At 71.9% G+C, this 25,440-nt stretch carries 20 protein-coding genes, 1 pseudogene and 1 riboswitch; of the genes and pseudogenes, 12 read left to right on the plus strand and 9 right to left on the minus strand.

Annotation, left to right across the window (positions count from 1 at the left end):
- The first annotated feature begins 60 nt into the window (after nucleotides 1-60).
- The 3 genes from VSH64_RS29540 to VSH64_RS29550 are packed head-to-tail and all read left to right on the plus strand — an operon-like array spanning nucleotide 61 to nucleotide 3,037.
- Complete coding sequence (locus VSH64_RS29540) at nucleotides 61-1,155, plus strand: LolA family protein (RefSeq protein ID WP_326566002.1); 1,095 nt, start codon at nucleotides 61-63, stop codon at nucleotides 1,153-1,155.
- Entirely contained in the window at nucleotides 1,152-2,162 is a 1,011-nt protein-coding gene (locus VSH64_RS29545) for an ABC transporter ATP-binding protein (protein ID WP_326566003.1), read from the plus strand. Before VSH64_RS29540 ends, VSH64_RS29545 begins: the two co-directional genes overlap by 4 nt.
- Nucleotides 2,159-3,037, plus strand: coding sequence for an ABC transporter permease (locus VSH64_RS29550; protein ID WP_326566004.1), 879 nt, complete (start codon nucleotides 2,159-2,161; stop codon nucleotides 3,035-3,037). Before VSH64_RS29545 ends, VSH64_RS29550 begins: the two co-directional genes overlap by 4 nt.
- A gap of 14 nt (nucleotides 3,038-3,051) precedes the next feature.
- Here VSH64_RS29550 and VSH64_RS29555 read toward each other — a convergent pair whose 3' ends face one another.
- The 3 genes from VSH64_RS29555 to VSH64_RS29565 are packed head-to-tail and all read right to left on the minus strand — an operon-like array spanning nucleotide 3,052 to nucleotide 6,733.
- The gene (locus VSH64_RS29555; RefSeq protein WP_326566005.1) at nucleotides 3,052-4,059 is read right to left on the minus strand and encodes an ABC transporter ATP-binding protein; all 1,008 of its coding nucleotides are present in this window, start codon (nucleotides 4,057-4,059) and stop codon (nucleotides 3,052-3,054) included.
- A gap of 2 nt (nucleotides 4,060-4,061) precedes the next feature.
- The gene (locus VSH64_RS29560) at nucleotides 4,062-5,702 is read right to left on the minus strand and encodes an ABC transporter permease (RefSeq protein WP_326566006.1); all 1,641 of its coding nucleotides are present in this window, start codon (nucleotides 5,700-5,702) and stop codon (nucleotides 4,062-4,064) included.
- Nucleotides 5,678-6,733 carry a thiamine ABC transporter substrate-binding protein gene (locus VSH64_RS29565; protein ID WP_326566007.1) on the minus strand — a complete coding sequence of 352 codons (1,056 nt, stop codon included), beginning with the start codon at nucleotides 6,731-6,733 and terminating at the stop codon, nucleotides 5,678-5,680. The genes VSH64_RS29560 and VSH64_RS29565 overlap by 25 nt, the downstream gene beginning before the upstream one ends.
- Before the next feature lie 19 nt (nucleotides 6,734-6,752).
- A riboswitch (TPP riboswitch) is annotated at nucleotides 6,753-6,865 on the minus strand.
- Nucleotides 6,866-6,898: 33 nt separating this feature from the next.
- On the opposite strand from VSH64_RS29565, the gene VSH64_RS29570 reads away from it, so the two are divergent.
- Both VSH64_RS29570 and VSH64_RS29575 read left to right on the plus strand, forming a co-directional pair.
- The gene (locus tag VSH64_RS29570) at nucleotides 6,899-7,180 is read left to right on the plus strand and encodes a 4a-hydroxytetrahydrobiopterin dehydratase (protein WP_326566008.1); all 282 of its coding nucleotides are present in this window, start codon (nucleotides 6,899-6,901) and stop codon (nucleotides 7,178-7,180) included.
- Between the two features lie 906 nt (nucleotides 7,181-8,086).
- Nucleotides 8,087-8,392, plus strand: coding sequence for a hypothetical protein (locus tag VSH64_RS29575; RefSeq protein WP_326566009.1), 306 nt, complete (start codon nucleotides 8,087-8,089; stop codon nucleotides 8,390-8,392).
- A 40-nt stretch (nucleotides 8,393-8,432) separates the two neighbouring features.
- Here the strand turns inward: VSH64_RS29575 and VSH64_RS29580 are convergent, their stop codons facing one another.
- The 3 genes from VSH64_RS29580 to ychF form a co-directional block, all read right to left on the minus strand.
- Complete coding sequence (locus VSH64_RS29580; protein WP_326566010.1) at nucleotides 8,433-9,167, minus strand: hypothetical protein; 735 nt, start codon at nucleotides 9,165-9,167, stop codon at nucleotides 8,433-8,435.
- 373 nt (nucleotides 9,168-9,540) lie between these two features.
- A complete protein-coding gene (locus VSH64_RS29585; RefSeq protein WP_326566011.1) occupies nucleotides 9,541-9,861 on the minus strand; it encodes a hypothetical protein in 321 nt (106 codons plus the stop codon).
- Nucleotides 9,862-9,896: 35 nt separating this feature from the next.
- Nucleotides 9,897-10,979 (minus strand): redox-regulated ATPase YchF, encoded by a 1,083-nt coding sequence (gene ychF / locus VSH64_RS29590; RefSeq protein WP_326566012.1) that lies wholly within the window; start codon nucleotides 10,977-10,979, stop codon nucleotides 9,897-9,899.
- A gap of 102 nt (nucleotides 10,980-11,081) precedes the next feature.
- Between ychF and VSH64_RS29595 the strand changes: the two genes are divergently transcribed.
- Both VSH64_RS29595 and VSH64_RS29600 read left to right on the plus strand, forming a co-directional pair.
- Nucleotides 11,082-12,512, plus strand: a complete 1,431-nt coding sequence (locus VSH64_RS29595; RefSeq protein WP_326566013.1) for a DNA-3-methyladenine glycosylase 2 family protein — start codon at nucleotides 11,082-11,084, stop codon at nucleotides 12,510-12,512.
- Nucleotides 12,509-13,009 (plus strand): methylated-DNA--[protein]-cysteine S-methyltransferase, encoded by a 501-nt coding sequence (locus tag VSH64_RS29600; protein ID WP_326566014.1) that lies wholly within the window; start codon nucleotides 12,509-12,511, stop codon nucleotides 13,007-13,009. Before VSH64_RS29595 ends, VSH64_RS29600 begins: the two co-directional genes overlap by 4 nt.
- A 271-nt stretch (nucleotides 13,010-13,280) precedes the next feature.
- Here the strand turns inward: VSH64_RS29600 and VSH64_RS29605 are convergent, their stop codons facing one another.
- A complete protein-coding gene (locus tag VSH64_RS29605; RefSeq protein ID WP_326566015.1) occupies nucleotides 13,281-16,244 on the minus strand; it encodes an SMC family ATPase in 2,964 nt (987 codons plus the stop codon).
- On the minus strand, nucleotides 16,241-17,395 hold the full coding sequence (locus VSH64_RS29610; RefSeq protein WP_326566016.1) for an exonuclease SbcCD subunit D: 1,155 nt from the start codon (nucleotides 17,393-17,395) through the stop codon (nucleotides 16,241-16,243). Before VSH64_RS29610 ends, VSH64_RS29605 begins: the two co-directional genes overlap by 4 nt.
- Before the next feature lie 240 nt (nucleotides 17,396-17,635).
- On the opposite strand from VSH64_RS29610, the gene rmuC reads away from it, so the two are divergent.
- Together rmuC and VSH64_RS29620 are read left to right on the plus strand one after the other, a co-directional pair.
- Nucleotides 17,636-18,550, plus strand: a complete 915-nt coding sequence (gene rmuC / locus VSH64_RS29615) for a DNA recombination protein RmuC (RefSeq protein WP_326566017.1) — start codon at nucleotides 17,636-17,638, stop codon at nucleotides 18,548-18,550.
- Nucleotides 18,551-20,106: 1,556 nt separating this feature from the next.
- Nucleotides 20,107-21,006 (plus strand): DUF6542 domain-containing protein, encoded by a 900-nt coding sequence (locus tag VSH64_RS29620; RefSeq protein ID WP_326566018.1) that lies wholly within the window; start codon nucleotides 20,107-20,109, stop codon nucleotides 21,004-21,006.
- 909 nt (nucleotides 21,007-21,915) lie between these two features.
- On the opposite strand, the gene VSH64_RS29625 is transcribed toward VSH64_RS29620, so the two are convergent.
- Complete coding sequence (locus tag VSH64_RS29625) at nucleotides 21,916-22,926, minus strand: 4-hydroxy-3-methylbut-2-enyl diphosphate reductase (protein WP_326566019.1); 1,011 nt, start codon at nucleotides 22,924-22,926, stop codon at nucleotides 21,916-21,918.
- 151 nt (nucleotides 22,927-23,077) lie between these two features.
- On the opposite strand from VSH64_RS29625, the gene VSH64_RS29630 reads away from it, so the two are divergent.
- The 3 genes and pseudogenes from VSH64_RS29630 to VSH64_RS29640 form a co-directional block, all read left to right on the plus strand.
- Nucleotides 23,078-23,722 carry a lipid droplet-associated protein gene (locus tag VSH64_RS29630; RefSeq protein WP_326566020.1) on the plus strand — a complete coding sequence of 215 codons (645 nt, stop codon included), beginning with the start codon at nucleotides 23,078-23,080 and terminating at the stop codon, nucleotides 23,720-23,722.
- A complete protein-coding gene (xseA, locus tag VSH64_RS29635) occupies nucleotides 23,719-24,969 on the plus strand; it encodes an exodeoxyribonuclease VII large subunit (protein WP_326566021.1) in 1,251 nt (416 codons plus the stop codon). Before VSH64_RS29630 ends, xseA begins: the two co-directional genes overlap by 4 nt.
- Nucleotides 24,969-25,328 (plus strand): annotated as a pseudogene (locus VSH64_RS29640) (hypothetical protein); the annotation flags it as partial. The gene xseA and the pseudogene VSH64_RS29640, both read left to right, overlap by 1 nt.
- Nucleotides 25,329-25,440: the final 112 nt, after the last annotated feature.

Consider the following 25,440-nt stretch of genomic DNA (forward strand, 5'->3'; position numbering starts at 1 on the left):
GGGAAGCGTCGGTGCCGGGAGCCGAGCACACTGGGGCTCGGAAACACAGGGAGAGACGACATGGATGCGAAGAAGAAGGCCATCACCGCGGCCGTCGTCGGCACCGCGCTCGGCGTCGGGGGGCTCGTGGTGGTCGCGATGCCGGCTTCGGCCGGCGACGCGCCGAAGCTGCCGGCGATCAGCGCCGAGGACCTCGTGCAGTCGGTGATGACGGCGAACCCCGGCCCGTTCGACGGGTCCGTGAGCGTGAGCAACGACCTCGGCCTGCCGGCCGTGGGTGGCGCGATCCCGGGGATGAGCGCGCTGAACGTCGACTCCGCGCACGTGTTCAGCGACGGCACCGGCAAGGCCAAGATCTCGCTGACCAACGGGGCTTCGCAGGAGACGATCGTCCGCGACGGCACCACCGTGTGGGACTACCACTCCGCCGACAACTCGGCGACGAAGACGACCATCCCGGCCGACGTCGCCACGAAGCACGACCTCGGCGCCGGCGAGATGGCCGACCCGGCCACGGCGACGAAGGAACTGCTCGCGAAGGTGCGCGAGAACAGCACGGTCTCCGTGGACGGCACGGCGAACGTCGCCGACCGCCCGGCCTACGAGCTGGTCTTCACGCCGAAGCCGACCGAACGCACGCTGCTGCGTGAGATCCGCGTGGCCGTGGACTCGCAGACCCGCATGCCGCTGCGCCTTTCGGTGCTGAGCAACGGAACCACGGCGCCGGCGCTGCAGGTGGCCTTCGACGACGTGAAGTTCGCGCCGCAGTCGGCCGACCTGTTCGCGTTCACGCCGCCGCAGGGCGCCAAGGTGACCGAGAAGACCGCGAAGGTCGACGACCAGACGAAGGCGATGGCCGACGAGGCCAAGCAGGACGTGAAGCTCGTCGGCGACGGCTGGGACACCGTGATCACGGGGACGGTGCCGGCCGACGCGCTTTCGGGCAAGAAGCCGGCCGGTGCGTCCGGTAACGAGGGCCGGGGCGCCAACCCGCAGCAGCTCCTGAGCCGCTTCGCCAAGCGCGTGAACGGCACGTGGGGCAGCGGCTACCTGTTCACCACCAAGGTGGGCGGCGCGGTGCTGACCGACGACGGCCGCTTCGCCGCCGGTGCGGTGCCGGAGCAGGTCCTCTACGAAGCGCTGGGCCAGAAGTGACCGAGACCGACGTGGTCGTGACCGGGGCGGGCATCTCGCAGGAGGTGCCCGCCCCGGCGGTCCCGCTCGCCGCGCGCACCCGCGGGCTGCGCAAGGTCTACCGCGGCACGGTCGCGGTGGACCACGTGGACCTCGACGTGCCCGAAGGCGCGGTGCTCGGGATGCTCGGGCCCAACGGTTCGGGCAAGACGACCACGATCCGCATGCTGCTGGGCCTCGTGCGCCCGACCGAGGGCGAGGTCGAGCTGCTCGGCCGGCCGATGCCGGAGGGCGCGGCGCACGCGCTGCCCGACGTCGGCGCGCTCGTGGAGGGGCCGGGCTTCCACCCGTTCCTCTCCGGGCGTGACAACCTGCTGCGCTTCGCCGCCGCCGAACCGCGGCTGGCGTCCGGGGCGATCCCGGCCGCCGTGGACGGAGCGATCGAACGCGTGGGGCTCACCGTGGCCGCGCGCCGCCGGTACAAGGGTTATTCGCTCGGCATGAAGCAACGGCTGGGGCTGGCCGCGGCGCTGCTCGTGCCGCGCAGGATGGTGATCCTCGACGAGCCGACCAACGGCCTCGACCCCGCCGGCACGCGCGAGATCCGCCGGATCATCGCCGACCTGCACGCCGAGGGCTGCACCGTGGTCGTGTCGTCGCACCTGCTCGCCGAGGTGGAGGCCACGTGCACGCACGTCGCCGTGCTGCAGGCGGGCACGGTCGTGGCGCAGGGCGAGCTGGCCGAGCTGCTGGAATCCGGCAACGCGGCGCTGCTCGTGCGCACGCCCGACGCGGAGCACGCGGTGGAAGTGCTGCGGGAGAACCGGATCGGGGCCCGCCTCACACCCGACGGCGTGCGCGCGGATCTCACCGCCACGCCCGCACCGCGCGTGCTGCAGGTGCTCGTGGGCGCCGGGGTCGAGGTGCACGAGGCGACTCGCGCGCGGACCGGGCTGGAGGACCTGTTCGCCCGGCTCACCGAGGGCGCGGACGGCGCTCCGGCGGCCCAGACCGAGGGGGAAGCATGACCACCGCGACGCTCGCGGCTCCGGTGAGCCGCACGGGCCACGACACGGTGCCGCTGCCGCGGCTCGTGGCGGCCGAGCTGCGCTGGATCTTCCGGCGCCCGCGCACGCTGGCCGTGCTCGGGCTGCTGGCCGTGGTGCCGATCGTGATCGGCATCGGCCTCACGCTCGTGGGCGACAGCGGCCCCGACGGCGGCCCGGCCGACGGCGACGCGGCCCTGCTCGCGTCGGCCGTGAACAACGCCCTGGTGCTGCCCATCGCCGCGCTGGTGATGACGCTCGCCCTGCTGCTGCCGCTGGCCTCGGCCATGGCCGGCGCCGACGCGCTCGCGGGCGAAGCCGCCCACGGCACGTTGCGCGCGTGGCTCGTCGCCCCGGTCAGCCGCGGCCGGCTGCTGGTGGTGAAGGCCATCGGCGTGGCGGTCGTGTGCGTGGTCGCGGTGCTGGCGATGTGCATCACGGGCGTGGTGACCGGGCTGATCATCAACGGCACCGGCTCGCTGTTCACGCTGTCGGGCACCACGCTCTCGCTCGGCGCGGCACTGGGCCGGATCCTGCTCGTGGCGGGCTGGATCGTGCTGCAGCTGTGGGCCGTCGGCGCGGTCGCGCTCGCCGTGTCGAGCTGGACGGAACACCCGATGCTCGTGGTGGCCTCGGTGCTGGCCGGGGACATCGTGTTCACGATCCTCGGGTTCCTGACCTCGCTCGACTGGTTGCACCCGTTCCTGCTCACGCGCAACTGGGCCGAGGCCCCGACGGAGATCCTGCAGGACCCGATCGGCGGTTCGATGCTCACCGAAGGCGCGTTGCGGGCGGCTTGTTACATCGTGGTGGGCCTGTCCCTGGCGTACGGGCGGCTCGCCACGCGCGACGGCTGAGGTCCAGGGGTTCCTCAGCCGACGACGGCGATCCCGTCCGGGTCGAGTTCGAGCCGGACGGGATCGCCGGCGCGCAGGTCCGCTGTCACGGGCGCGACAGCGTCCACAGTGGACTTTTCGAGCTTCACTACGAGCCGCAGGTGCTCCCGCCGGTGCACGGCGGCCGTCACTTCGCCGCTCACGCCGGTTCGGTCGGCCCGCAACGCGTGCGGTCGCAGCCCGAGCCGCACCGGACCGTCGGCGAGGTCGGGCAGCGCGACCTCGCCGAGGTCCGTGTGCACGATCCCGCCGGCGCTCACGCCTTCGACGAACGACGTGGCCCCGAGGAATTTCGCGACTTCGTCGTCAGCCGGGTTGCGCCACACCGACCGCACGGCGCCTTCCTGGCGGATCTCACCGGCGTCGAGCACGGCCACGCGGTCGGCGAGCGTGAACGCCTCTTCCTGGTCGTGCGTCACGAGCAACGCGGTGATCTTGCTGCGCCGCAACAGGTCCGCGAGGTCGATGGCCAGCTGCTCGCGCAGGCCGGCGTCGAGGCCCGACAACGGTTCGTCGAGCAGCAGCAGCCGCGGTTCGGGCGCGAGCGCGCGGGCCAGCGCCACGCGCTGGGCCTGTCCGCCCGACAGCTCGGTCACGCGCCGGCGTTCGAAACCCTTGAGCCCCACCAGGTCCAGCAGCCGCTCCACGCGGGCGCGGTGCTGCGCTTTGGGCACGCCGTGCATCCGCAGGCCGAACGCGATGTTCGCGGCGACGTCGCGGTGCGGGAAGAGCTGACCGTCCTGGAACACCAGCCCGAAGCCGCGCCGGTGCACGGGCACGGTGGCGAGATCGGTGCCGTCCCAGCAGACTTCGCCCGACGTCATGGGTTCGAGGCCGGTGATGGCCCGCAGCAGCGTCGACTTGCCGGAGCCGGAGGGGCCGAGCAGGGCGAGCACCTCGCCGTCGGCGATGTCGAGGCGCGCTTCGCGCACCGCGGCGAACGAGCCGTAGTGCACCGTGAGGCCGCGGACCGTGAGCGCCATCGTCAGAACTCCCCCACCGAGCCGTGTCCGCGCACGGACCCGAACCGGTCGATCAGCGCGACGGCGAACACCGTCACGATCATGAGCAGTGCGCACGCGGCGTACGCCATCTGGTTGTTGAGCTCGCCGGGGCGCGAGATGAGCGTGGCGACGGCCACGGGCAGCGTCGGCGCGTCGGGGCGGGCGAGGAAGCTGGTGGCGCCGAACTCGCCGAGCGCCACCACGTAACCGAAGCCCGCGGCCGCGACGAGCGAGCGCGCGGTGAGCGGCAGGTCGATCTCGCGCCACACCCGGGCCGGGCTCGCGCCGAGCGTGGAGGCGGCTTGCCTGAGCCGCACGTCGACCGCGCGCAGCACCGGCAGGATCATGCGCACGACCAGCGGGATGATCACCAGCGCCTGCGCAAGCGGCACGAGCAGGGGTGACGTGCGCAGGTCGCCGGGCAGGGCGTCGAGCGTGACGAGGTAGCCGAAGCCGACCGTGACGGCGGAGACGCCGAGCGGCAGCATGAGGGCGGCGTCCATCGTCTCGCCCATGCCGCGCGCGAGGCGGCCGGGCGCGCGTCTGAGCGCGACGAGGACCACGCTGGCGAGCACGCCCACGGCCATCGCGAGCAACGTCGCGTCGGTGGCCGCGGCCAGGGAGTTCTTCGCGGCGAGCCAGCCGGAGATCTGCAGGGCGTCGTTCTGGCCGGTCGTGTTCAGCGCGCGGAAGCCGGCGAAGCTCCAGCCGTCCGGAGTGGACACGGACTCGATCAGCAGCGCGACGATCGGCGTCATCAGCATCGCCACCACGACCGCGGCCGCGGCGACCGTCCACCACTCGCCGCGCCTGGGCCGTTTCGGGGTGGATTGCTTGAGGTGCACGGCGTTCTCGCGCCGGCGTCGGGCGATCGCGCCCAGCGCGAGGGCGGCGAGCACGGCGGCGAACTGGATCAGCGACAGCGCGGCGGCGCCGGAGAGGTCGAGCAGATCGACCGTGCGCAGGTAGATCTCGGTCTCGAGCGTGCGGTAGCGGCCGCCGCCGAGGATGAGCACCACACCGAAACTGGTGGCGCAGAACAGGAACACCACCGCCGCGGCCGACGCGACGGCCGGGCCCAGCGAGGGCAGCGTCACCGAGCGGAACGCCCGCCACGGCGAGGCCCCCAGCGCCCGCGCGGCTTCCGTGGCGCGCGGGTCGAGGTTGCGCCAGAGGCCCGCGACGGTGCGGGCCACCACGGCGACGTTGAAAAACGCGTTGGCCAGCACCAGCGGCAGCACCCCGCCGTCGGGCCACAGCGCCCGGAACGCGAGGCCGACGACCACCGTCGGCAGCACGAACGGCACCAGCACCAGCGTGCGCACGAGCCCGACGCCCGGCAGCTTCACGCGCGCGAGCACGTAGGCCACCGGGAGCCCCGCGACCACGGCCACGACCGTCGACGCGGCGGCACTGACCAGCGTGAACGCGGCGAGCTGCCACGTCTGCGCGTCGGCCAGCACCGTGTCCACGCCGCCCGCCGAGAAGCCGCGGCCGAGGATGGCGACCACCGGCCAGGCGAAGAACACGACGAGGAACGCGACCGGCAGCAGGCCGAGCAGTGCCAGGCCGGCGGTCCTGAGCGTCCGGCCCCGGGTCACGCCCCCAAGAGCGAGCGCCATTCACCGATCCACTTCTCGCGGCCGGCCTGGATCTGGTCGGCGGGCAGCGTGGCGGGGTCCTGCGGCAGCGGCGCGGCCGCGGCCCAGCCGGCGGGCAGGTCGACACCCTCGCGGGCGGGGTACACGTACATGTTGGCCGCCACCGTGGCCTGGAACTGCTGCGACAGCAGGAAGTCGACCACCTTCTGTGCCTGCGGCGCCTGCTTGCTGCCGGTGAGCACGCCGGCGTACTCGATCTGGCGGAAACACGTGTCGAGCAGCGCCTTGGTGCGCGGCTTGCCGTCGTCCCCGATCTCGGCGGCGGGCGAGGACGCGTAGGACACGACGATCGGGCGCGGGCCCTTGCCCGAGGAGCCGGAGAAGTCCTTGGTGTAGGCCTCTTCCCAGCCGCTGTCGATCTTCACGCCGTTGGCCTTGAGCTTGCTCCAGTAGTCGTGCCAGCCCTGCTCACCGAACTTCTTCACGGTGCCCAGCAGGAACGCCAGCCCGGGCGAGGCCGTGGCGGGGCTCTCGGCGACGGTGAGGTCCTTGTACTTCGGGTCCGCGAGGTCGTCGTAGGTCTTGGGCTCGGGCAGGTTGTGCGTCGCGAAGTAGCCGGCGTCGATGTTCACGCACACGTCACCGACGTCCACCGCCGAGAGCCGGTGCTGCGGGTCCACGGAGTAGCGCTGCGGCCCGCGGTCGGCCTCGGGGCTGGTGTAGGCCTGGAACACGCCTTCGTTGAGCGCCCGCGAGGCGAACGTGTTGTCGACGCCGTACGCGACGTCACCGATCGGGTTGGCCTTGGTGAGCACCAGCTTGTTGGTGAGCTCCCCGGCGTCACCGGACTTGAGGATCTTGAGCTTGATCCCGGACTGCCGCTGAAACGCGTCGAGCACGTCCTGCGGCGCGGCGAACGAGTCGTGCGTGACGAGCGTGACGGTCGGGGTCTGCTGGGCGTCGCCGCCCTCACCGCTCGAGAGTGAGCACGCACTCGCCAGCACTGCGACGGTCGCCAAGCCCAGCACGGTGCGTGCGGTCCGCGGAATCATCTGCCCTCCCTTGCGCCGCGTGCGGGGAGAGCAGCCCTCCCTGCGCCGGCATGATCCGGAATCAGGTGCGAACGGTCGCGGGCTGTGCGCCCGCCTCTCAGCCCGGCGTACCGGACTCCCGTGGCAACCGTGCAGCGTAGCCCAAACGGGTTCACCATTGGCCACATGGCGCAACTACTCAACGAGTCCGAGATCTCTTCGTCTCTCACCACCGTGCCCTCGTGGCAGCGTTCCGGGGATTCCCTCACCCGTGAGGTGGAGCTGGCGTCCTTCCCGGACGCCATCGCCTTCGTCGTGCGAGTCGGCTACCTCGCGGAAGCCGCCGACCACCACCCGGACATCGACATCCGCTGGCGCACGGTCTCCCTCACCCTCTCCACCCACTCCGAAGGCGGCCTGACCTCGAAGGACTTTTCCCTGGCCGCCGCCATCGACTCCGCTCTGTGATCTCCCCGACGTCCTCGGCACCACCCTGTGGGTGACGCGTCCCCTCCTCGTAAGCCATTTCGAGGAGGGGTCCATGACTCAAGCGATCATCGTCGGCACCACCGCGTTCACCCTGATGGTGGCCTCCGCCGCCGCCGCCCTGTGGCGCACTTTCCGCGCCCACCGTGACTTCGACCACAAGCCGTAACACCACCCTTGATCAGCGCGCTATCCCAGCGGAATCACCGGCCCACGCCCCCGCTAGGACACGCGATGAACAACTCGCCCACCGCCCTTTCCGCCGCCCAGCGCGCCTGGATCACGATGTTCGCCACGGCGTTCACCCTGGCCGCTCTGGTGGTTCTCGGCCTGCTCGGCTGAGCCTTCTTTTTCACCTCCGGAAACGGCCGCCGCGTACCCGTCCGATTCGTGGGTATGAAGCGTTTGCCGGTCGTGTGCGCGGCAGTCTTGCTGGGCTTGGCTGCCGCGTCCTGCACGCCGTCGGCTGAGCCGGCGCCTGTCTCGGTGCCAGTCACCGTTTCGCCGACGGCTACGCCTTCGGTTTCCCCGGCGTCGCCTTCCTCAGCGTCGCCGCCCAGCCGGACGTCCTCACCGACGCCGACCTCAGCGACACGACGCTCCTCGACCCGGCCCACTCCGACAGCGCCCAAACCCCGGGTCCGGGACAGCGGCCGCGGGTGTGGCCAGCGCGCTGTCAACGCGGGCAAGTTCAACCCGAGCTGCAAGGAGTACCAGGGCTACCTCGACCCCGGCGGCCCCGGCCGGGGCAAAACCTCCGGCGAAATCCAACAGGAGTGGGCCTGCGAGCAAGGCCTCGTCCCGAAGAGCGAATGCTGAGCGCACCTGCTCACCAACCCCCGGGTTGGCGGTAGACGATCACCTTCACGACCTGCGACCGTGGTGACCATGACCCCGGAGGACGACCCACCGGCGTTGTTCGCACCGCCCCGGCGACGCGAGCCGCTGGCGGCGTTCCAGCGTCGCTTCAAGCACCGCCCGGCCGCACAGCCCAGCTGGACCCGCGTCCACGGCAAAACGGCCGCCGGCACCGTCCACGTCGTCACCGACGAATGGCTCCCCGCCTGCGGCACCGGCCTGAACGGCTGGGACTACCGCGGCCTGAACCCCACGGACGACGCCGTGACCTGCCACCGCTGCGACGCCCTCATCTCGCGCACCAATCCACCCGAAGGTCAGCTGACCTTGTTCTGAATCTCGGGCTCATGGCAGCGCCGTTCCCCTTCGAGAACGGTCAGCTCTCCGGCCCACTGATCTGCGGCGAACCGTCCCCCTCGGGCGGCAGCTCAGGCACCATCCCGGGCACCGGATCCGGCGGCCGCTGGTGGTAGCGAGCGTGCTCCACCCAGCCGGGCGGCAACCACTGCCCGGTCACGAACTGCGGGTGCCGCGGGTGCACCGCGTTCGCCCACGCCACGAACACCAGCTCCGCCCAGTCCGACTGGAGCAGCCACGAGACCGAGCCGTTCTGGCTGTCCCCGGTCAGGTGCACGAGCCCGGGCCCGGCCATCGTCGCGCCGGTGATCGACGGCCAGTTCCAGGCCAGCACGCGCGGGGTGTGCAGGTAGAAGCCGTACTCGCTCAGGTACACCGTGCCCTGTTCGATCGGCACCCACCTCGGCACCGCGTTGGCCGCCGCCGCGTTGCGGGCCCGCGACTTCGCGACCGCCCCACCGACCAGCGACCCGGCGACGAGCCCCACCCCGAGCGCCCCGGTCCCGAAGACGAACGGCGTGGACACGTTCCAGCTCCCGTCGCCCAGCGCACGGAAGTCGGACAGCACGAACGGCCCGGCCGCGAGCAGCCGCTCGTCGCGGGCGTTCGTCGGCGGAAACGGCGCCAGGACCTCCTGCAGGTGACCGAGATCGTGACCCTGTCCCATGAGCATCGCGAGGTGACAGGTGTACCTGAGCACCTCGTCCCGCTGCGTCCACGGCGGCACTGGCACCTGCGGTCGCTTCCGCGCCATCGCCTGAGTCCCCCTGTGTCGATGTGCGCCCGATCATACTCAGCCGGACGCCACGCCGGCACCGATCGGGAACCCGTGCGCGGAAACAAAACTGCCGGCCGAGCGGTCATCGACCCGACCGGGCCGCCATCTCTTCCCTCCGCTGGAACGCCGACTCGGCCACCCGCAACAGATGCGCGTAGTACGGCCGGCCTCGGGGAACTCCAGCAGCGAGTCCTGCAGCCGCGCCTCGCCCTCCGCGAGTCAGCCCCGGACCACCGCAGGAGAAGGGAATCGCGACGCACGGTGCTTCATGAGAGCGGCTTCCAACGCATCGGTCACATGCCCAGTCCGGGGCCGAAGAGCGCCGAGAAAGCGAAAACCGGCCAGGCGATCAGCGGCTCGGCTGGGCTGCCATCTGCTCCATGCGCTGGAACGCCAACTCGGCGACCCGCAGCAAATGCGCGTAATACGGCCGCCCGGCTTCAGGGAACTCCATCAGCGAATCCTGCAACCGAGCCTCGCACTCCGCGAGGTAGTTCCACCGGGCGTCCGTCAGCAGTTCCCCGCCGGCGACCCGGGATGACAGGCCGCAGATGTCCGCGCCGATCATCACCGCGCATACCGAGCCGTAGTCCCGACCCCGGACGACGGCCGGCGAAGGGAACGGCGTCGCGAGGTGCTCGGCGAGGGCGGCTTCCAGCTCAGCGACCACCGGGCCAGCATAGCTTCCCGGCCCCGGAAAAGGGCTCAGACGTTGAACCTGAACTCCACCACATCACCATCGGCCATCAGGTAATCCTTGCCCTCCATCCGCACCTTCCCCGCCGCCCGCGCGGCCGCCATCGAGCCGGCGTCCATCAGGTCGGAGTAGGACACGATTTCCGCCTTGATGAAGCCGCGCTCGAAGTCCGTGTGGATCACGCCGGCGGCCTGCGGGGCGGTGGCGCCCTTGGGGATGGTCCAGGCGCGGGACTCCTTCGGGCCCGCGGTGAGGTAGGTCTGGAGACCGAGGGTGTGGAAGCCGGCGCGGGCCAGGGCGTTGAGGCCCGGCTCGTCCTGGCCCACGGATTCCAGCAGCTCGCGCACGGATTCCTCGTCGTCGAGCTCCAGGAGCTCGGCTTCGACCTTCGCGTCGAGGAACACGGCGTCGGCGGGGGCGACGAGCTTCACCAGTTCGTCGCGGCGGCCCGAGTCGGTGAGCACGGCCTCGTCGGCGTTGAAGACGTACAGGAACGGCTTCGTGGTGAGCAGGCTCAGCTCGCGCAGCGACTCGAAGTCCACTTCCTTCTGCGCCTGGAAGAGCGTGCGGCCGGCGTCGAGGATTTCCTTGGCGCGCTGGGCGTTCTCGAGTGCCGGGCGCGCTTCCTTCTTGGTGCGCGCCTCCTTCTCGAGGCGCGGCAGGGCTTTGTCGAGCGTCTGCAGGTCGGCGAGGATCAGCTCGGTGTTGATGGTCTCGATGTCGCTCGACGGGTCGATGCGGCCGTCGACGTGCACCACGTCGGGGTCGTCGAACACGCGGATGACCTGGCAGATCGCGTTGGCCTCGCGGATGTTCGCGAGGAACTTGTTGCCCAGCCCGGCACCCTCGGACGCGCCCTTCACGATGCCCGCGATGTCCACAAAGGACACTACCGCGGGCACGATCTTCTCCGAGCTGTACATATCCGCCAGCTTGCCGAGCCGCTCGTCCGGCAGCGGGACGACACCGACGTTGGGCTCGATCGTCGCGAACGGGTAGTTCGCGGCGAGCACGTCGTTGTTGGTCAGCGCGTTGAACAGGGTGGACTTGCCGACGTTGGGCAGGCCGACGATACCGAGGGTCAGACTCACGACCGTGAAGTCTACGTGCCCCCGCCGAACCGCCCCCGACCCGGTAACGCCGTGTCGGATTCCCGCCAGCCAAGCCGCTGGCCTGCTGGCACCATCGACCACATGGCCACCCAGACCGCCCCGCTCTGGCGCGACACGGAGCGCTGCTACCGGGCCGTCACCGCCCGCGACCAGCGGTTCGACGGCCAGTTCATCATGGCCGTGCGCACCACCGGCATCTACTGCCGCCCGTCGTGCCCGGCGATCACGCCGAAGGCCCAGAACGTGCGGTTCTTCCCCACGTCAGCCGCCGCGCAGGCCGGCGGCTTCCGCGCGTGCCGGCGCTGCCTGCCCGACGCCGTGCCGGGCTCGCCCGACTGGAACGTGCGCGCCGACCTCGCCGCCCGCGCCATGCGCCTGATCTCCGACGGGCTCGTCGAGCGCGAAGGCGTGCCCGGCCTCGCGCGGCGCCTCGGCTACTCGGAACGCCAGCTCGGCCGCGTCCTCACCACCGAGCTGGGCGCCGGGCCGCTCGCCCTCGCCCGCGCCCACCGCGCGCACTCCGCGCGGCTGCTCATCGAGCTTTCGGCGCTGCCGCTCACCGACGTCGCGTTCGCCGCCGGCTTCTCCAGCGTCCGGCAGTTCAACGAGACGATCCGCGAGGTCTTCGCGACAACGCCTTCGCAGCTTCGCGCCGCTTCACTGCGCCGCGGCCGCCGTACCGAACCCACCAGCTCCACGCGGCTCAGCCTGCGCCTGCCGTTCCGCGCGCCGTTCGACGCGCAGAGCGTGCTGCGGTACCACGCTTCGCGCGCGTTGCCGGGCGTCGAGGCCGTCGAGGAAAGCGCCGAAGGCATCACCGGCTACGGCCGCACGCTGCGGCTTTCGCACGGGCCCGGCCTCGTCTGGCTCAGCCCGCAGGCCGACCACGTCCGCTGCGACCTCGCGCTCACGGACCTGCGCGACCTCGGCAGCGCCGTCTCCCGCGTGCGGCGGCTGCTCGACCTCGACGCCGACCCGGAAGCCGTCGCGCGCGTGCTCGGCGCGGATCCGGCGCTCGCGCCGCTGGTCACGAAGCTGCCCGGCGTCCGGGTGCCCGGCGCGGTCGACGGCCCCGAGCTGGTCCTGCGCACCGTCCTCGGCCCCGACGCCGCTCGCGTCGCCGCGCTCGGCCCGCGCGTGCCCGCCGGCGAGCCGCCGATGGACACCCTGACCACGCTGTTCCCCACGCCGGAAGCCGTCGCTGCCCTCGACGTGACCCCGCTGGCCAAGACCGTCGCGACGGCCCTGACCGACGGCACCCTCGACCCCCACGTCGGCCGCGACCCCACCGAGCTGCGCGCCGAGCTCGCCGCGCTCGGCCTCGACGCCGACTACGTGCTCACCCGCGTGCTCGGCGCCCCGGACGTCTTGCTCACCACCGACTCGGCGGTACAGCGCTCCGCCACCGCGCTCGGCCTGAACCTGGCCGACGCGGCCCGCGGCTGGCGGCCGTGGGGCTCGTACGCCACCCGTTACCTGCAGATCTTCGACCCCGAGGAGACCCTCTCGTGAGCACTGCCTTCTGGTCCACTGTGGACACCAAAATCGGCCCCTTCACCGCCGTGGTCACCGGCGACGGCGCCGTGCTCGCCTCCGGCTGGACCGGCGACGTCGCCGAGCTGACCCCGCTCGTCTCCCCGTCCCTGACCCCCACCACGCTCACGCACCGCCGCGACCTCGGCCCCGTCACCAGCGCCGTGCGCCGCTACCACGCCGGCGAACTCACCGCCGTCGACGACATCGAGGTCCGCCAACGCTCCGGCGCCTTCCGCCAGCACGCCTGGGACATGCTGCGCAAGGTCCCGCCGGGCAACCCCGTGAGCTACGCCGAGTACGCCACGCTCTCAGGCAACCCCACCGCCGTGCGCGCCGCCGCCTCGGCCTGCGCCCGCAACGCCGCCGCCCTCTTCGTCCCCTGCCACCGCATCGTCCGCACCGGCGGCGCGATCGGCAACTTCCGCTGGGGCACCGACGCGAAGCGGTGGCTCCTGCTGCACGAAGCCTCCTGACGGAGTCGGCTCCTGCCTTCCGGGCGTAGGTGATGAGCTTGCGCCCGGAACGCGGCCAGCCGCTTTACCGGCACAACCTCGCCGCGGCACGATCGCACGCGCTGGCTGCCCGCACTCGAGAGGGCCACGGCCGGCCGTGCACGGACCGGGCCACTCGACGTTTCCGCAGTGACGTTGCGGCCAGGCAGAACTGCACGCTCAGTCGGAGGCAGCTCGCGGCGCCCCTCGCGTTGCGCGCGGCCCCGGGCCGGCCCCCACTCGGAAGCCTGCCCTACCCCGTCCGCAGCTCGATCCGCGAACCTGTCCGCGACTTGTGCACCCGCAACCGCGTCGGGATGCGTTGGCGGAGTTCTTCGACGTGGGAGACGAGGCCGACGACCCGGCCGCCCGCGCGGAGTTCGTCGAGGATGTTCATCACGACGTCGAGGGTTTCGGCGTCGAGGGTGCCGAAGCCCTCGTCGACGAAGAGCGTGTCGAGCAGGGCGCCGCCGGTTTCCGCGGCGACGACGTCGGCCAGGCCCAGGGCCAGCGAGAGCGACGCGAGGAACGATTCGCCGCCCGACAGGGTTTTCGCGGGGCGGATGGCGCCCGAGTAGTCGTCGAGCACGTCGAGGCCGAGGCCGCCGCGGGTGCCGCGCGCGCCGGCCGCGTCGGAGTGCACGAAGGAGTAGCGGCCCTGGCTCATGGTGCGCAGCCGGGCGGTGGCCGCGAGCGCGACCTCTTCCAGCCGCGCGGCCAGAACGTAGGACCGCAGGGACATCTTGCGCGCGTTCTGGCCCCGGCCGTTGACCACTTCGGACAGTGCGCGCAGCTCGTTGTACTCCGCCTCCACAGGCGCGAACTCCGCCAGCGCCTTGCCCATCCGCGCGGCCAGCTTCTTCAGCTCGCCGTGCTGCGCGGCCACGGACTTCAGCGCGGCGAACGCCGTGTCCGCCCGTTCGCGCGCGGCCTTCGCCGTTTCGACCTTGGGCGCGACCTCCACAACATCGTCGGGCGAAATGCCGAACAACTCCGGTTGCGCCAGCAGCTCACGCGCGCCCGCGGCCGTCGCCTCGGCTTCGGCGAGGCCGTGTTCGAGCTTCGTCACCTGCTCGTCGGAGCGGACCGCGCCCCGCATCTCTTCCACCGTGGCGAAACCCTTGGCGTGCAAGGAGATCTCAACCAGCCCGTGTTGCTCGGACACCCGGGCTTCGGATCCGGTCACAGCCGTGCGCACCTCCGCGACGGCATCAAGCGCACCCGCCAGCGTGAGCAGATGCTGCCGGCGCGCGGTGACATCGGAGAACTCGCCACGGCCTTCGACCAGCCGCTTCGACCGTTCGGCCAGCCGTTCGCCGAGCGCCCGGACTTCGGCCTGCGCCTCCGTGACCACCTGGTCGGCCCGCCGCCGCTGCTCACCCAGCTGCTCGGCTTCCCGCTCCAGCTCGACAACCTGCCGAGCCAGCCGGTCTTTCCGCCCGGCCTGCTCCGACAACGTGGCGACGCCCGCCCGCGCCTCCCCGAGATCGGCCGCCACGGACTCGGCCGTGCGCTCGCCCAGCCGCTCCCGCAACGCGTCGAGCCGCGCCTTCGCCTCCTCCAACGCCGACACCACCCGTTGCCGCAGCGCGCCGGCCTTCTGCTCGGCCTCTTCCGCCGCGCGCTCCTCGGCCGGGTCCACCGCCTCGGCCCCGTGGCGCGCGGGCGCGGGGTGCTCCGCCGACCCGCACACCGGGCACGCCGCGCCGTCGGCCAAGCTCGCCGCGAGCTCGGCGGCCATCCCTTCCAGCCGACGTTCCCGCAGGTCCAGCCGGTGCTGCCGAGCCGACTGGTGCGCGTCCACGACCTCGGTCAGCTTCGCCTCGCCACGCCCGACCTTCGCCACGGCCTCGGGCAGCTCCGCCGCGGCACGCGCGAAACCAGTGAGCTCCTCGACGCGCGCCTTCGCGCCGTCCAGCTTCGCCGCTGCTTCAGCCGCCGACGCCGCTTCGCCCCGCACAGCCGTGAGCCGCTCCGGCAGCTCCGCCAGCCGCGTCTGCAGCTCCGTGACGCGTTCGGCCGCGGCACGCGCCGCGGCCTCACGTTGTTCCCGCCGCTGGGTATCCACTCGCTGCTGCTCGGCTTCCGCGACCAACTCGGCCAGCGCGCCCGCTTCCTCGCGCAACGAGCCGGCCCGCTCCCGCAGATCAACCGACGCGAAGCCGACGGAGTCGAAACCCAGCGCACCCAAGGCGCGCGTGTGGTCGGCCTCCGCGACCTGCGCGTCACCCAGCTCGGTGGTCCGCCGTTCGAGCAGCTCGACCTCCGGCACCACGGCCGACGCCCGCCGCGCGGCCGCGATCTCCTCGGTCCACTCCGCACGCTCGCCCGCGGTCTCGGCGATCTGCGCGAGCCGCGTGTGCGCCGTGCGGACGCGGCGGATGCGCTCGGCGTCCTCTTCGGCCTCCCGCAGCGTGGTTTCCGCCTTGGTCGCGGCCGAACGTGCTTGTGCCGCTTCGGTTTCCGCCGCCTCCGCGCGTTTGGCGACCTCGGCCAGCACCGCGTCGACCCACTGCGCCTGATCTTCCTCCGGCGGCTCCTGCTGCGCTTCCTGCGCGTAGCGCGCCACGAGCTCACGCAGCTCCTGCTGGCGCTTTTCCAGCGTCCGCCCGCGTTCGGCGCGCAGGTCGGCGAACCAGCGTTCGACGTCGGAGAAGCGTTCGGTGCCGAAGAGCCGCTCGAGCAGCTTCTCGCGCTCGGTGGTGTCGGAGCGCAGGAACTTCGCGAATTCGCCCTGCGGCAACAGGACGACCTGGAAGAACTGCGCTGCCGTCATGCCCAGCAGGCGCTCGACGGTGCGCGCGACCTCGTCGATCCGGATGATCCCGTCGGGTGGCAGCCCGGCCGGCGGTTCGCCGACCCAGGTCAACGACACCTTCGCCTGTTGGGTGGTGAACCCGTCGCCGCGCTTCTTGGCGCGCGCGTATTCCGGGCTGCGCACGATCCGTAGCCGCTGGCGCTGCACCGTCAGCTCCAGCACCACCTCGGTGAGCTGCTCCGGCGCGGCAACGTCGCAGCGCAGCCGCTTCACATCGCCGCGCGCGCCCGGGACCACGCCGAACAGCGCGAACGCGATGGCGTCGAGCAGCGTGGTCTTGCCGGCGCCGGTGTCGCCGTGCAGGAGGAAGAGGCCGTCGGCGCCGAGCGCGTCGAAGTCGACCACCTCGCGGCGCGCGTACGGACCGAACGCCTCGACCTCCAGCAGGTGCAGCCTCACAGCTTCGCCACCGCCGCCCGGTTGGCCGCTTCGAGAGCGAGGAACACCAGCCGTTCCTCGGTTTCCGTGGGGAGCGCGCCGCGGCAGTCGTCGAGGAAGCTGCGGGCGATCTCGATATCGGTGCGGCCGCGGACGGCGTCGGCGTACTTCAGCTCCGCGCCGGCCAGGCCGCCTTCGGGTTCCCAGTCGAGGTGCACCGCGTACGGGAACCGCTCACGCAGGCGGCGCATGGCGTCGACCGGGCGCACGCGATCGGTCACGGTGACCGAGAGGAAATGTTCGCGCCACTGCTCGTGTTCCGGCGCTTCCAGCAGCTCCGGCAGCTCGCCGCGCAGCGTGGCCAGTGGTCTCGGCACGGGCAGCTCGTGGCGCCGGACTTCGGCGAGCCCGGCCGCGTCGAGGTCGACGAGCCAAACCGATTTCCGTTGGCGCGCCTCGGAAAACGAGTAGGCCAGCGGGCTGCCCGAATAGCGGAGGTGCTCGGCGAGCGTCTGCGGGCCGTGCAGGTGGCCGAGCGCGACGTAGTCGACGCCGTCGAAAACGTCACCCGGCACCTGCTCCACGCCGCCGACCGCGATGGTGCGCTCGGAGTCGCTGGCCGCGGCACCGGTGACGAACGCGTGGGCCAGCACCACGGAGCGCGTTTTCGGCCGTGCGGCCAGGTCTTCGCGCACGCGGCGCATGGCTTCGGTGAGCACGCCGGTGTGGCCGCGCGCTTCGGGCACGCCGAGCGCGTGGCGGGACGGCTCGGGTTCGAGGTAGGGAATGCCGTAGATCGCGACGTCACCGTGGTCGTCGGACAGCAGCACGGGCTCGGCGAGGCCCCCGACGGTCGCGCGCAGGTGCAGACCACCGGCCGCCGCGAAGTCCGCGAACGCGCCCAGCCGCGCGGCGGAGTCGTGGTTGCCGGGGGTGATCACGAGCTGCGCGCCCGCCTGGCGGATGCGGCTCATGGCCTTGGTCGCGACTCGGACCGCTTCGGCCGAAGGGACCGCGCGGTCGTAGATGTCGCCTGCCACCACCACGACGTCGACCTGCTCGCTCGTCACGAGCTCGGCGACGTGGGTGAGGACGGCCTCCTGCTCGGCAAGCAGGTCGGCGCCGTGGAACGTGCGCCCGACGTGCCAGTCGGAGGTGTGGAGGAGTCTCACGGGGACCACGTTAGGAGGCGATCACGACTAAATGGCGGAGACTCGCCGGGGAGCCACTCGAACGTGTGTACGAACCCTATCAGGGCCCTGGTGGACACGCCGACCGCTGAACCGGTGAACGCCCTGGTCAGCTACGCAGCGCGACCGGGCACGCCGGTTTTTGTCGGTGCGGTCCGCCATGATGTCGGCGTTCGATCGAACAGCCTCGATCGACGACTCGGCTCACGGAAGGAGACTCGGGTGGAGACGGTGATCACGACCGCGGCCGTCGTGCTCGCGCTGCTCCTGTGCGTCGCCGTCGCGTTGTTGTGGCGGCTCTACAAGGACGGCATGCGCCGGGCCGACGCGGCGGCGCGGCTCGTGGCGGCCGAGCGTTCGAAAAACGATCAGCAGCAGCTGGCGTTACGGCGGTACGAAGTGGCGTTCGCGTCGATCAGCGGACGCGGTGAGCTCGGCGAGCGCGTGCTGGTGGAAACCGCGCGCGCGTTGGGGTTGCGCGAAGAACTGCACTTCACACTGCAGACCGACCTGGCCGGCGGCGGCAGCGTGAAGCCGGACATGGTCCTGCGCGTCGGCGGCGGCCGCGCGGTGCCGGTCGACGCGAAGGCCAGCATGGCGATCTGGGCCGAATCCGTGGAGACCAACGACCCCGAGGAACGGCTCGACGCACTGCGCGCCCACGTGCGCCAGATCCGTTCCCGCGCGGCCGAACTCGCGGGCAAGGGCTACCAACGCTGGGCCGACGCGATCTACGGCACCATCATGTTCGTGCCGTCCGACGCCGCGGTGGTCGCGGCGCTCGACACGGATCCGGAGCTGCTGCGCTGGCTCATCGACCGACGGGTGTTCCTCTGCGGGCCCACGGGTTTCGGCGTCCTGGCGTCCGCCGCCCTGTTCGCCGCGAGCGACCGCGCACTCGTGGAGGACGTCGAACAGGTCCGCGCGGGCGCGGCGGCCGCACACCGGTCGGCCGGCAACGCCGTCGAGGCCCTGAACCTGTCCAGCACCCACCTCCAACGCTTCCTCTCCGCGCGCCGGCGCGAGCTGGAAGCCCTGGAGAGCTTCCGCGCCACGGTGGCACCTCTGACGGACGCGTCAGGGAGCCCCTCGGCGGTCCCCGAGGTACGGAAGGGGGACGAGTTGGCAGCCAGCTGAGAACGGCACGGAGTCGGCCGCTTGCCTGATTCGGTGCACGTGGGGGTGCTGCTTGGCATCGCGCTCGTCGCAGCTCTTTGGGCGGCATCGCGCTCGCACGGGCGGTTGTCCGGGATAGCGCGGTAGGGCTACTTGTCCAGTACAGGTGGTTCGGCACTAGCCCGCCGCGGCGGTTGCCCCGGAAGCGCGCTGACCGGTCCTGGGCCAGCATCGCGCTCGGTCCAGTCCTTGCCGAGCACCGCAGACCTTGCCGCCTTGTCCGACATGGGCGGGGACCGGGCCGGGCCGCTTACGCGGTCCGGATCTGACCGCACGCGCGGTTGCCCAGGCGCGTTCGCCGGGTCCTGGGCCGGCACGAAGCTCGGGCCAGTTCCTTGCCCAGGACCGCAGACCTCGGCGACTTGTGCGGCATGGGCGCGGTTCGGGTCCGGGCGCGCAGGCCGGGCCTAAGGCAGCACGACGCTTGACGCAAACCGTGCCCAGCACCCCGCGCGATGGCGTCTTGTCCGGTATAGGCGGGCTTCGACCTCAGCCCGCGCTGGCGGTTGCCCGGGTGCGTCAGCAAGGTCCTGGGCCGGCACGAAACTCGAGCCAGATCCCCGTCCGGAACCGCGAGCCGTGTGGCACTCGAAGGGACAGCACATGCTCCGACGTTCGCTCGATACCGCGCTTGCTTCGGGTCCAGCCCGGACTTGCGCTCACTCGGGCGCATGCTGGGGCGGTGCTCGCCCAATGCCTGCATGGCGCGGTGCCGGCTCCGGAGATGGTGCGGTGCGGTGCGTGGTCGTACCGGCTCCGGTCCGGGTCGGCGCCCGCTCCGGCGGTTGCCTGGTGGCACGGTCGCCCGGGTCTTTTACCGGTACGACGGTCGCTGAGGACCGCGCTCAGGTGCATGCCGAGCCAGCCTTGACTCCGGCGCGGTTCCGGCCGGCGCGCGCAGCCCGGCACTTGCCCGGTCGGCGTTGACTCCGCCGCCGTTCCGGCGGGCGCGCAGCCCGGCACTTGCCCGGTCGGCGTTGACTCCGGCGCGGTTCCGGCCTGCGCGCACTCCGGCACTTGCCCGGTCGGCGTAGATTCCGCCGCCGTTCCGGCCGAGGTGCGGTCCCGAGCTTGCTCCGGTGCTGCCCCAGCAGGGCCCGTCCCGGTGTTGTCCGGCCGGAATGGCCGAAGGCACCGGCGGCGGTCGCCGCACGGATCGTCACCGTGTGTGGCGAGCGGGAGTGGTTCGGGGGCGATGGGGCATTTGTCCTGCCCGTGATTTGGTTGAGTCGGTGTGAGGTTTCCGGGGAGCGGGAACGTTCCGCTTCCCCGGCTGGAGTGTCCGGCGTGCGGGAGTGCGGGACGTCTGCTCGCACCGAGGCCGGACCAGACCACTGGGCTGATTCCGCAGGTCAGGTGACCAGACCATGGCCCGTGCGCGAGGCGCCGTTCGGCGGGTGGCGCGGCACCACGTGTTCCGCCTGTCGGCAACTCGCGTCACGCTGCCGGGTGGCTGGTCAGGGCGGTGTTGGGCAGCGGCGGCAAGATCGTGACAAGTAACGGCTACGGTGTGCCTCGTGACCGCGATACGCGATCGCCAGAGCGATCCTGATGCCGAAGACGCCACCGTGCCCTGGGACGAGCGTCTCGTCGTCGGCGAGAGGCGCGGCCTGCCTTGGTGGGCGGCTGTCCTCGTGGGCTTCGGCCTGGCCGTGCTCGGCGCCATCATCGACGAGAAGACCCAGGGCACTCTCGGCTTCGTGTTCAAGGCCGGGTATGTCCTCGGAGCCGTGCTCGCGGTGGGCGCCGTGCAAAGACGCGCTCTGTTCGGGCCGATGGTGCAGCCGCCGCTGGTGCTGGCCGTCACGGTGCCCGGTGTCGTGCTCGTGACCGGGGGGTCCGGCTCCGGCAGCGACACCCTGTCGAAGCTGGTCAACATCGGTACGCCGCTGATCAACGGCTTCCCGACGATGGCGATCACCACCGGCATCACACTGCTGTTCGGCTTCTTCCGCATCTTCCGCGAGCGCGACCCCGACGCCGCCGTGAAGCTCAAGGGCGGCAAGCCGCCCCGCGACCGCGAAGACGGCGACGAGCCGCCCGCGCGCCCCCGCACGCGTCCGCCGGCTTCGGGCCGCCCGGCCGGCCAGGCCCCGCCGCCCGCGGGCGCCCGCCGCCCGCCGCGCGACCGCGACCTCGACGGCCCGCCCCCGCGCCGCCCCCGGCCCCCGGCCGACCCCGGCGCGCGCCCCCGCCGCGAACCCGGCGACCCCGCCGCACGCAGCGCCCGCAAACCCCCACCCGACGGCCGCCGCCCCCGCCCCCCGGCCGATGGCGACCCCCGCCGCCGCGACCCCCGCGGCGACGCGCCCCCACCCCGTCGCCGCCCCCGCGCCGACGAGCCCCCGCCGGGCCGCCCGCGCCCCCCGCGCCGCGAACCGCCCCGCCGCCCCCGCCCCTGGGACGACGAATCCTGACCCGACAGCACTGACGGCCCAGGAACTCCAGCCACACAGAACGGCCGCCGATCCAGCCCGGATCGGCGGTCTTTCGCTTTCTGCTGCATCGCGGCACGAAGCGCCGCCACACCAAGGCGCCCGCATCAGCCCTAAGACCAAGCAGCGACCGGCAGATCGCCATCCAGACCCAGCCTGCAGTCATCCCGCGGGACGAACGCCGCCCCACGGCCCCCTGCCGACGGCATTCACCGCCGCAGACGCCCGGCGCACCAGACGAACACCGAGGCGCGAGCGGGCGAAGCGACCCGCAACCCGCGCCAGGTCAGCACTCCTGGCGAGCTTGACCACCACACGACGATCAAGCGCGAGTGACCGTCCCTCGGCGACGAGCAGCCGGCGACCGCCACCTGGCAGCCGCGAACCCGCCACAGCACGCGAATCCGGCGAGTGCGGCTATCCCCTCGCCGATGAGCGGCCAGCACTCGTCAGCTGACAGCCGCGAAGCCACCATCACACGTTGATCCAGCGCGTGTGGCCGTCCCTCTGCGACCAGCGGCCGGTGCCCACCAACTGGAAGCCCGCGAAGCCACCACAACACGCCAGTTCGGCGAGCACGGCCAAACCCGCGGCGAGGAGCAGCCGGCGCCCGTCGGCTAGCCGCGGTCGAGCCCGCTCAGAGCACGATGATCCGCACCCATCGCGCCATCCACGAATCGCTCCGTCTGCCGATGCCGTGACCGCGATTCACCAAATCGAGCTCAGAATCAACCGGCCGCACCGTCAACAGCGACCACCGCGAGCCGAACCCAAAGCGCTGGCCTCAACCAAAAACCAGCCGCCAACCCAACCCACCACAAGGAAAAGCCGCAGCAGCCACCACATCAATCCGGCAACCACCACGGCCAATCCAACACCAAAGCCCCATCCTCAGGACTCCGTCTTGACAGCCTTCCGAAGCTCCTTCGGCAACGCGAACGCGATCTTCTCGTTCGCCGTCGTCACCTCATCAACCTGGCCATAGCCACGCTCCGCGAGCCACTTCAGCAGATCCATCACCAACACATCCGGCACCGAAGCACCCGACGTCACCCCGACCGTCGACACACCCGAAAGCCACGCGGGATCAACCTCCGAAGCGAAGTCGATCAGGTACGAAGCCCGCGCCCCCGCCTTCAGCGCGACCTCGACGAGGCGCTTGGAGTTCGAGGAGTTCGTCGAACCCACCACCAGCACCAGATCGCACTCCGGCGCCATCGCCTTCACGGCCACCTGGCGGTTGGTCGTGGCGTAGCAGATGTCGTCGCTGGGCGGGTCGGCCAGGCCGGGGAAGCGTTCGCGGAGCTGGTCGACGCGTTCCATCGTCTCGTCGACCGAAAGGGTGGTCTGGGAGAGCCAGATCACCTTGGAGGGGTCGCGGACGTCGACCTTCGACACGTCCTCGGCGGTGTCCACCAGCTGCACCTTGTCGGGGGCCTCGCCGGCGGTGCCTTCGACCTCTTCGTGGCCTTCGTGGCCGATGAGGAGGATGTCGTAGTCGTCCTTGGCGAAGCGGTTGACCTCCTTGTGCACCTTCGTCACCAGCGGGCAGGTGGCGTCGATGGTGCGCAGGTTGCGGTCGGCCGCTTCGCTGTGCACCGCCGGGGACACGCCGTGGGCGGAGAACACCACCAGCGCGCCCTCGGGTACCTCGGACGTCTCGTCGACGAAGATGGCGCCGCGTTCGCGCAGGGTGTCGACCACGTGCCGGTTGTGCACGATCTCCTTGCGCACGTAAACGGGCGCGCCGTAGAGCTCCAGCGCCTTCTCCACGGCGATCACCGCACGGTCCACGCCGGCGCAGTAGCCGCGCGGCTTCGCGAGCAACACGCGTTTGGCGGCGCCGGACTGGGAGATCGTCGGGGTACCGGCGGGCTCGGTTCCGGGACTCGCAGAAGTCATGCCTCCAGGGTACGGGCTGTGCCGCACCGAGTTCGAAGTCCTCTTTCGGATGACGTCTGCGGCCATCCGAGCTGTGCCGGGAGTCACGTCCTGTGCCCCAACCCACCCGTTCGGTTGGGCAGGATGGCCCACATACGGCACGCTAGACGGCATGAAGCCACTCCCGCTCCCCCTCCGGGTCGCCGCGGGCCTCGCCGTCACCACCGCCGAGCGGGTTCGTGAGCTCCCGAAGCAGATCACGGGCCTGCCTGTGACCGTCGTCAGCCAGGTCCTCCAGCTGTCCATGCGCGTGCAGCAGCAGGTCACCGAGCTGGCCATCAAGGGTGACGACGCGCTGTCCGCCCTGCGTCCGGTCGAGGACACGCCGAGCTGGGCGACGTTCGACGAGGACGTCGAGCCCGACCTGCCGGCGCGGCCCACGCTGGTGCCCGTCGAAGACCTGCCCGAGCCGCAGGCCAACGGCCACCGCCCGAACCTGCCGGGGCTCACCGACCCGCTCGAGGCCGAGGACCCCTGGACGCAGGAAGAGCGCGCCCTGGCCGAGGACCACGCCGACGGCGAGAACGACAGCACCGGCGGCCCCGCGGGCCTCAGCGGCTACGACGAGCTCACGCTGCCCCAGCTGCGCGCCCGCCTGCGCCGCCTGACCGTGCCGCAGCTCGAGGAAATCCTCGACTACGAGAAGGCCAACGCCGACCGCGCGTCGTTCACCGGCATGCTCGCGCGGCGCATCGGCAACGCGCGCAAGGCGGAAGAAGAAGCCGACCAGCAGGGCGACGACGCGGAAGGCCAGTGAGCACCGACCCCTCGACCAGCGCCGAGAACCCCTGGCCCGTCCGCACCGTCGCGCGCAAGATCGGCGACTGGATCCACCGCCTCGGCGCCGTGTGGGTGGAGGGCCAGGTCACGCAGATCAACGCGCGCCCGGGCACGCAGACGGCGTTCCTCACGCTGCGCGACCCGTCGGCCGACGTGTCGATGTCCGTGACCGCCCCGATGTGGCTCGTGCGCGAGCTCGCGACGCCGCTGCGCGAAGGCGACCGCGTGGTGGTGCACGCGAAGCCGTCGTTCTTCTTCGGCCGCGGCACGCTCAGCCTGCGCGCCGACGAGATCCGCGCCGTCGGCATCGGCGAGCTGCTCGCGCGCATCGAACGGCTGCGCAAGCTGCTGGCCGCCGAAGGCCTGTTCTCCCCCGAGCGCAAACGGCCGATTCCCTTTCTGCCCCAAGGCATCGGCCTCATCACGGGCCGAGCCTCGGCGGCCGAGCGAGACGTGCTGGTCAACGCGCAGGCCCGCTGGCCGCACGTGCTGTTCAAGGTCGTGAACACGGCCGTGCAGGGACCGCAGGCCGTGCCGCAGATCCTGCGCGCACTGTCCACACTGGACAAGGATCCGGAAGTGGACGTGATCGTGATCGCCCGCGGTGGCGGCAGCGTGGAGGACCTGCTGCCGTTCTCCGACGAGGCGCTGTGCCGGGCCGTCGCGTCCGCCGGCACGCCGGTGGTGAGCGCGATCGGGCACGAACCGGACACCCCGCTGCTCGACCACGTCGCCGACCTGCGCTGTTCCACGCCCACCGACGCGAGCAAACGCATCGTGCCCGACGTGCGCGAGGAGTCCGCCCGCGTGCGCCAGATGCGCGACCGCGGCCGCCGCGCGCTGCACGGCTGGGTCGACACGCAGACCCGCCTGCTCACGCAGCTGCGCAGCCGCCCGTCGCTCGCCGACCCGCTCGGGCCGATCCAGCGCCGCCTCGACGACGTGGAGATGCACCGCGAACGCGGCCGCCGCGCCATGCTCGGCCTGCTCGCCAAGGACCAGGCCGAAGTCGCCAACGCCCGGGGCCGCCTCACGGCGCTCGGCCCGGCCGCGACGATGGCCCGCGGCTACGCCGTCGTGCAATTCACCGACGACTCAGGCAACCTCCAGGTGCTGCGCTCCGTCTCCCAGATCGAGGACGGCGCACGCTTGCGAGTGCGGGTCGCCGACGGGGCGGTCCACACCGTCGCCGAGAAGCGCGAATCGGAAGGAGACGGGCCGTGATCACCAGGGCACCGGCGTTCCTCCCGCTCACCGTGGACGCCGCTGTCCGCCTCGACGCCCGCCCCCTGCTGCACCAGGCCCTCGCCACCGACCGGGCCGCCGCCGAGTGCTGGACGACCCTGCTCGCCGGCTGCGGCACCGCCGCCCGCCGCGACCTCGGCCCCCAGCTGCGCCGCCTGTCCGAGGCCACCTCGGTCCACGTCGGCACGCACTGGTGGTTCGCCGAGGGCGCCGAACACCGCCGGCGCGTCGCCGCCGCCCAGGAAACCCTCGAGGACGCCATCGCCGACGGCGACGGCCAGGAGTTCGCCCTGGCCTTCGTCGGCTACGACAACGCCATGGCCAGCGCCCTCGTCTGCCGCGACCGCACCCGCCGCCCAGCCCCGCAAGCGCCGGACACCGCTGCGCCGCGCCAGCCCGCTGCCGCACCTCAGCCGCCGGCCGCGCCCCCTCCCCAGCCACGGCCCGCTG

The sequence above is a fragment of the Amycolatopsis rhabdoformis genome (assembly GCF_035918295.1).
GTDB classification, from domain to species: domain Bacteria; phylum Actinomycetota; class Actinomycetes; order Mycobacteriales; family Pseudonocardiaceae; genus Amycolatopsis; species Amycolatopsis rhabdoformis.

Bases quoted from the DNA above. Each gene is read 5' to 3' on its own strand.
- VSH64_RS29625 (WP_326566019.1), bottom strand. From the start codon at position 22,926: ATGACTTCTGCGAGTCCCGGAACCGAGCCCGCCGGTACCCCGACGATC.
- VSH64_RS29570 (WP_326566008.1), top strand. From the start codon at position 6,899: ATGGCGCAACTACTCAACGAGTCCGAGATCTCTTCGTCTCTCACCACC.
- VSH64_RS29630 (WP_326566020.1), top strand. From the start codon at position 23,078: ATGAAGCCACTCCCGCTCCCCCTCCGGGTCGCCGCGGGCCTCGCCGTC.
- VSH64_RS29565 (WP_326566007.1), bottom strand. From the start codon at position 6,733: ATGATTCCGCGGACCGCACGCACCGTGCTGGGCTTGGCGACCGTCGCA.
- VSH64_RS29555 (WP_326566005.1), bottom strand. From the start codon at position 4,059: ATGGCGCTCACGGTCCGCGGCCTCACGGTGCACTACGGCTCGTTCGCC.
- VSH64_RS29575 (WP_326566009.1), top strand. From the start codon at position 8,087: ATGACCCCGGAGGACGACCCACCGGCGTTGTTCGCACCGCCCCGGCGA.
- VSH64_RS29580 (WP_326566010.1), bottom strand. From the start codon at position 9,167: ATGGCGCGGAAGCGACCGCAGGTGCCAGTGCCGCCGTGGACGCAGCGG.
- VSH64_RS29595 (WP_326566013.1), top strand. From the start codon at position 11,082: ATGGCCACCCAGACCGCCCCGCTCTGGCGCGACACGGAGCGCTGCTAC.
- VSH64_RS29560 (WP_326566006.1), bottom strand. From the start codon at position 5,702: ATGGCGCTCGCTCTTGGGGGCGTGACCCGGGGCCGGACGCTCAGGACC.
- VSH64_RS29540 (WP_326566002.1), top strand. From the start codon at position 61: ATGGATGCGAAGAAGAAGGCCATCACCGCGGCCGTCGTCGGCACCGCG.
- VSH64_RS29550 (WP_326566004.1), top strand. From the start codon at position 2,159: ATGACCACCGCGACGCTCGCGGCTCCGGTGAGCCGCACGGGCCACGAC.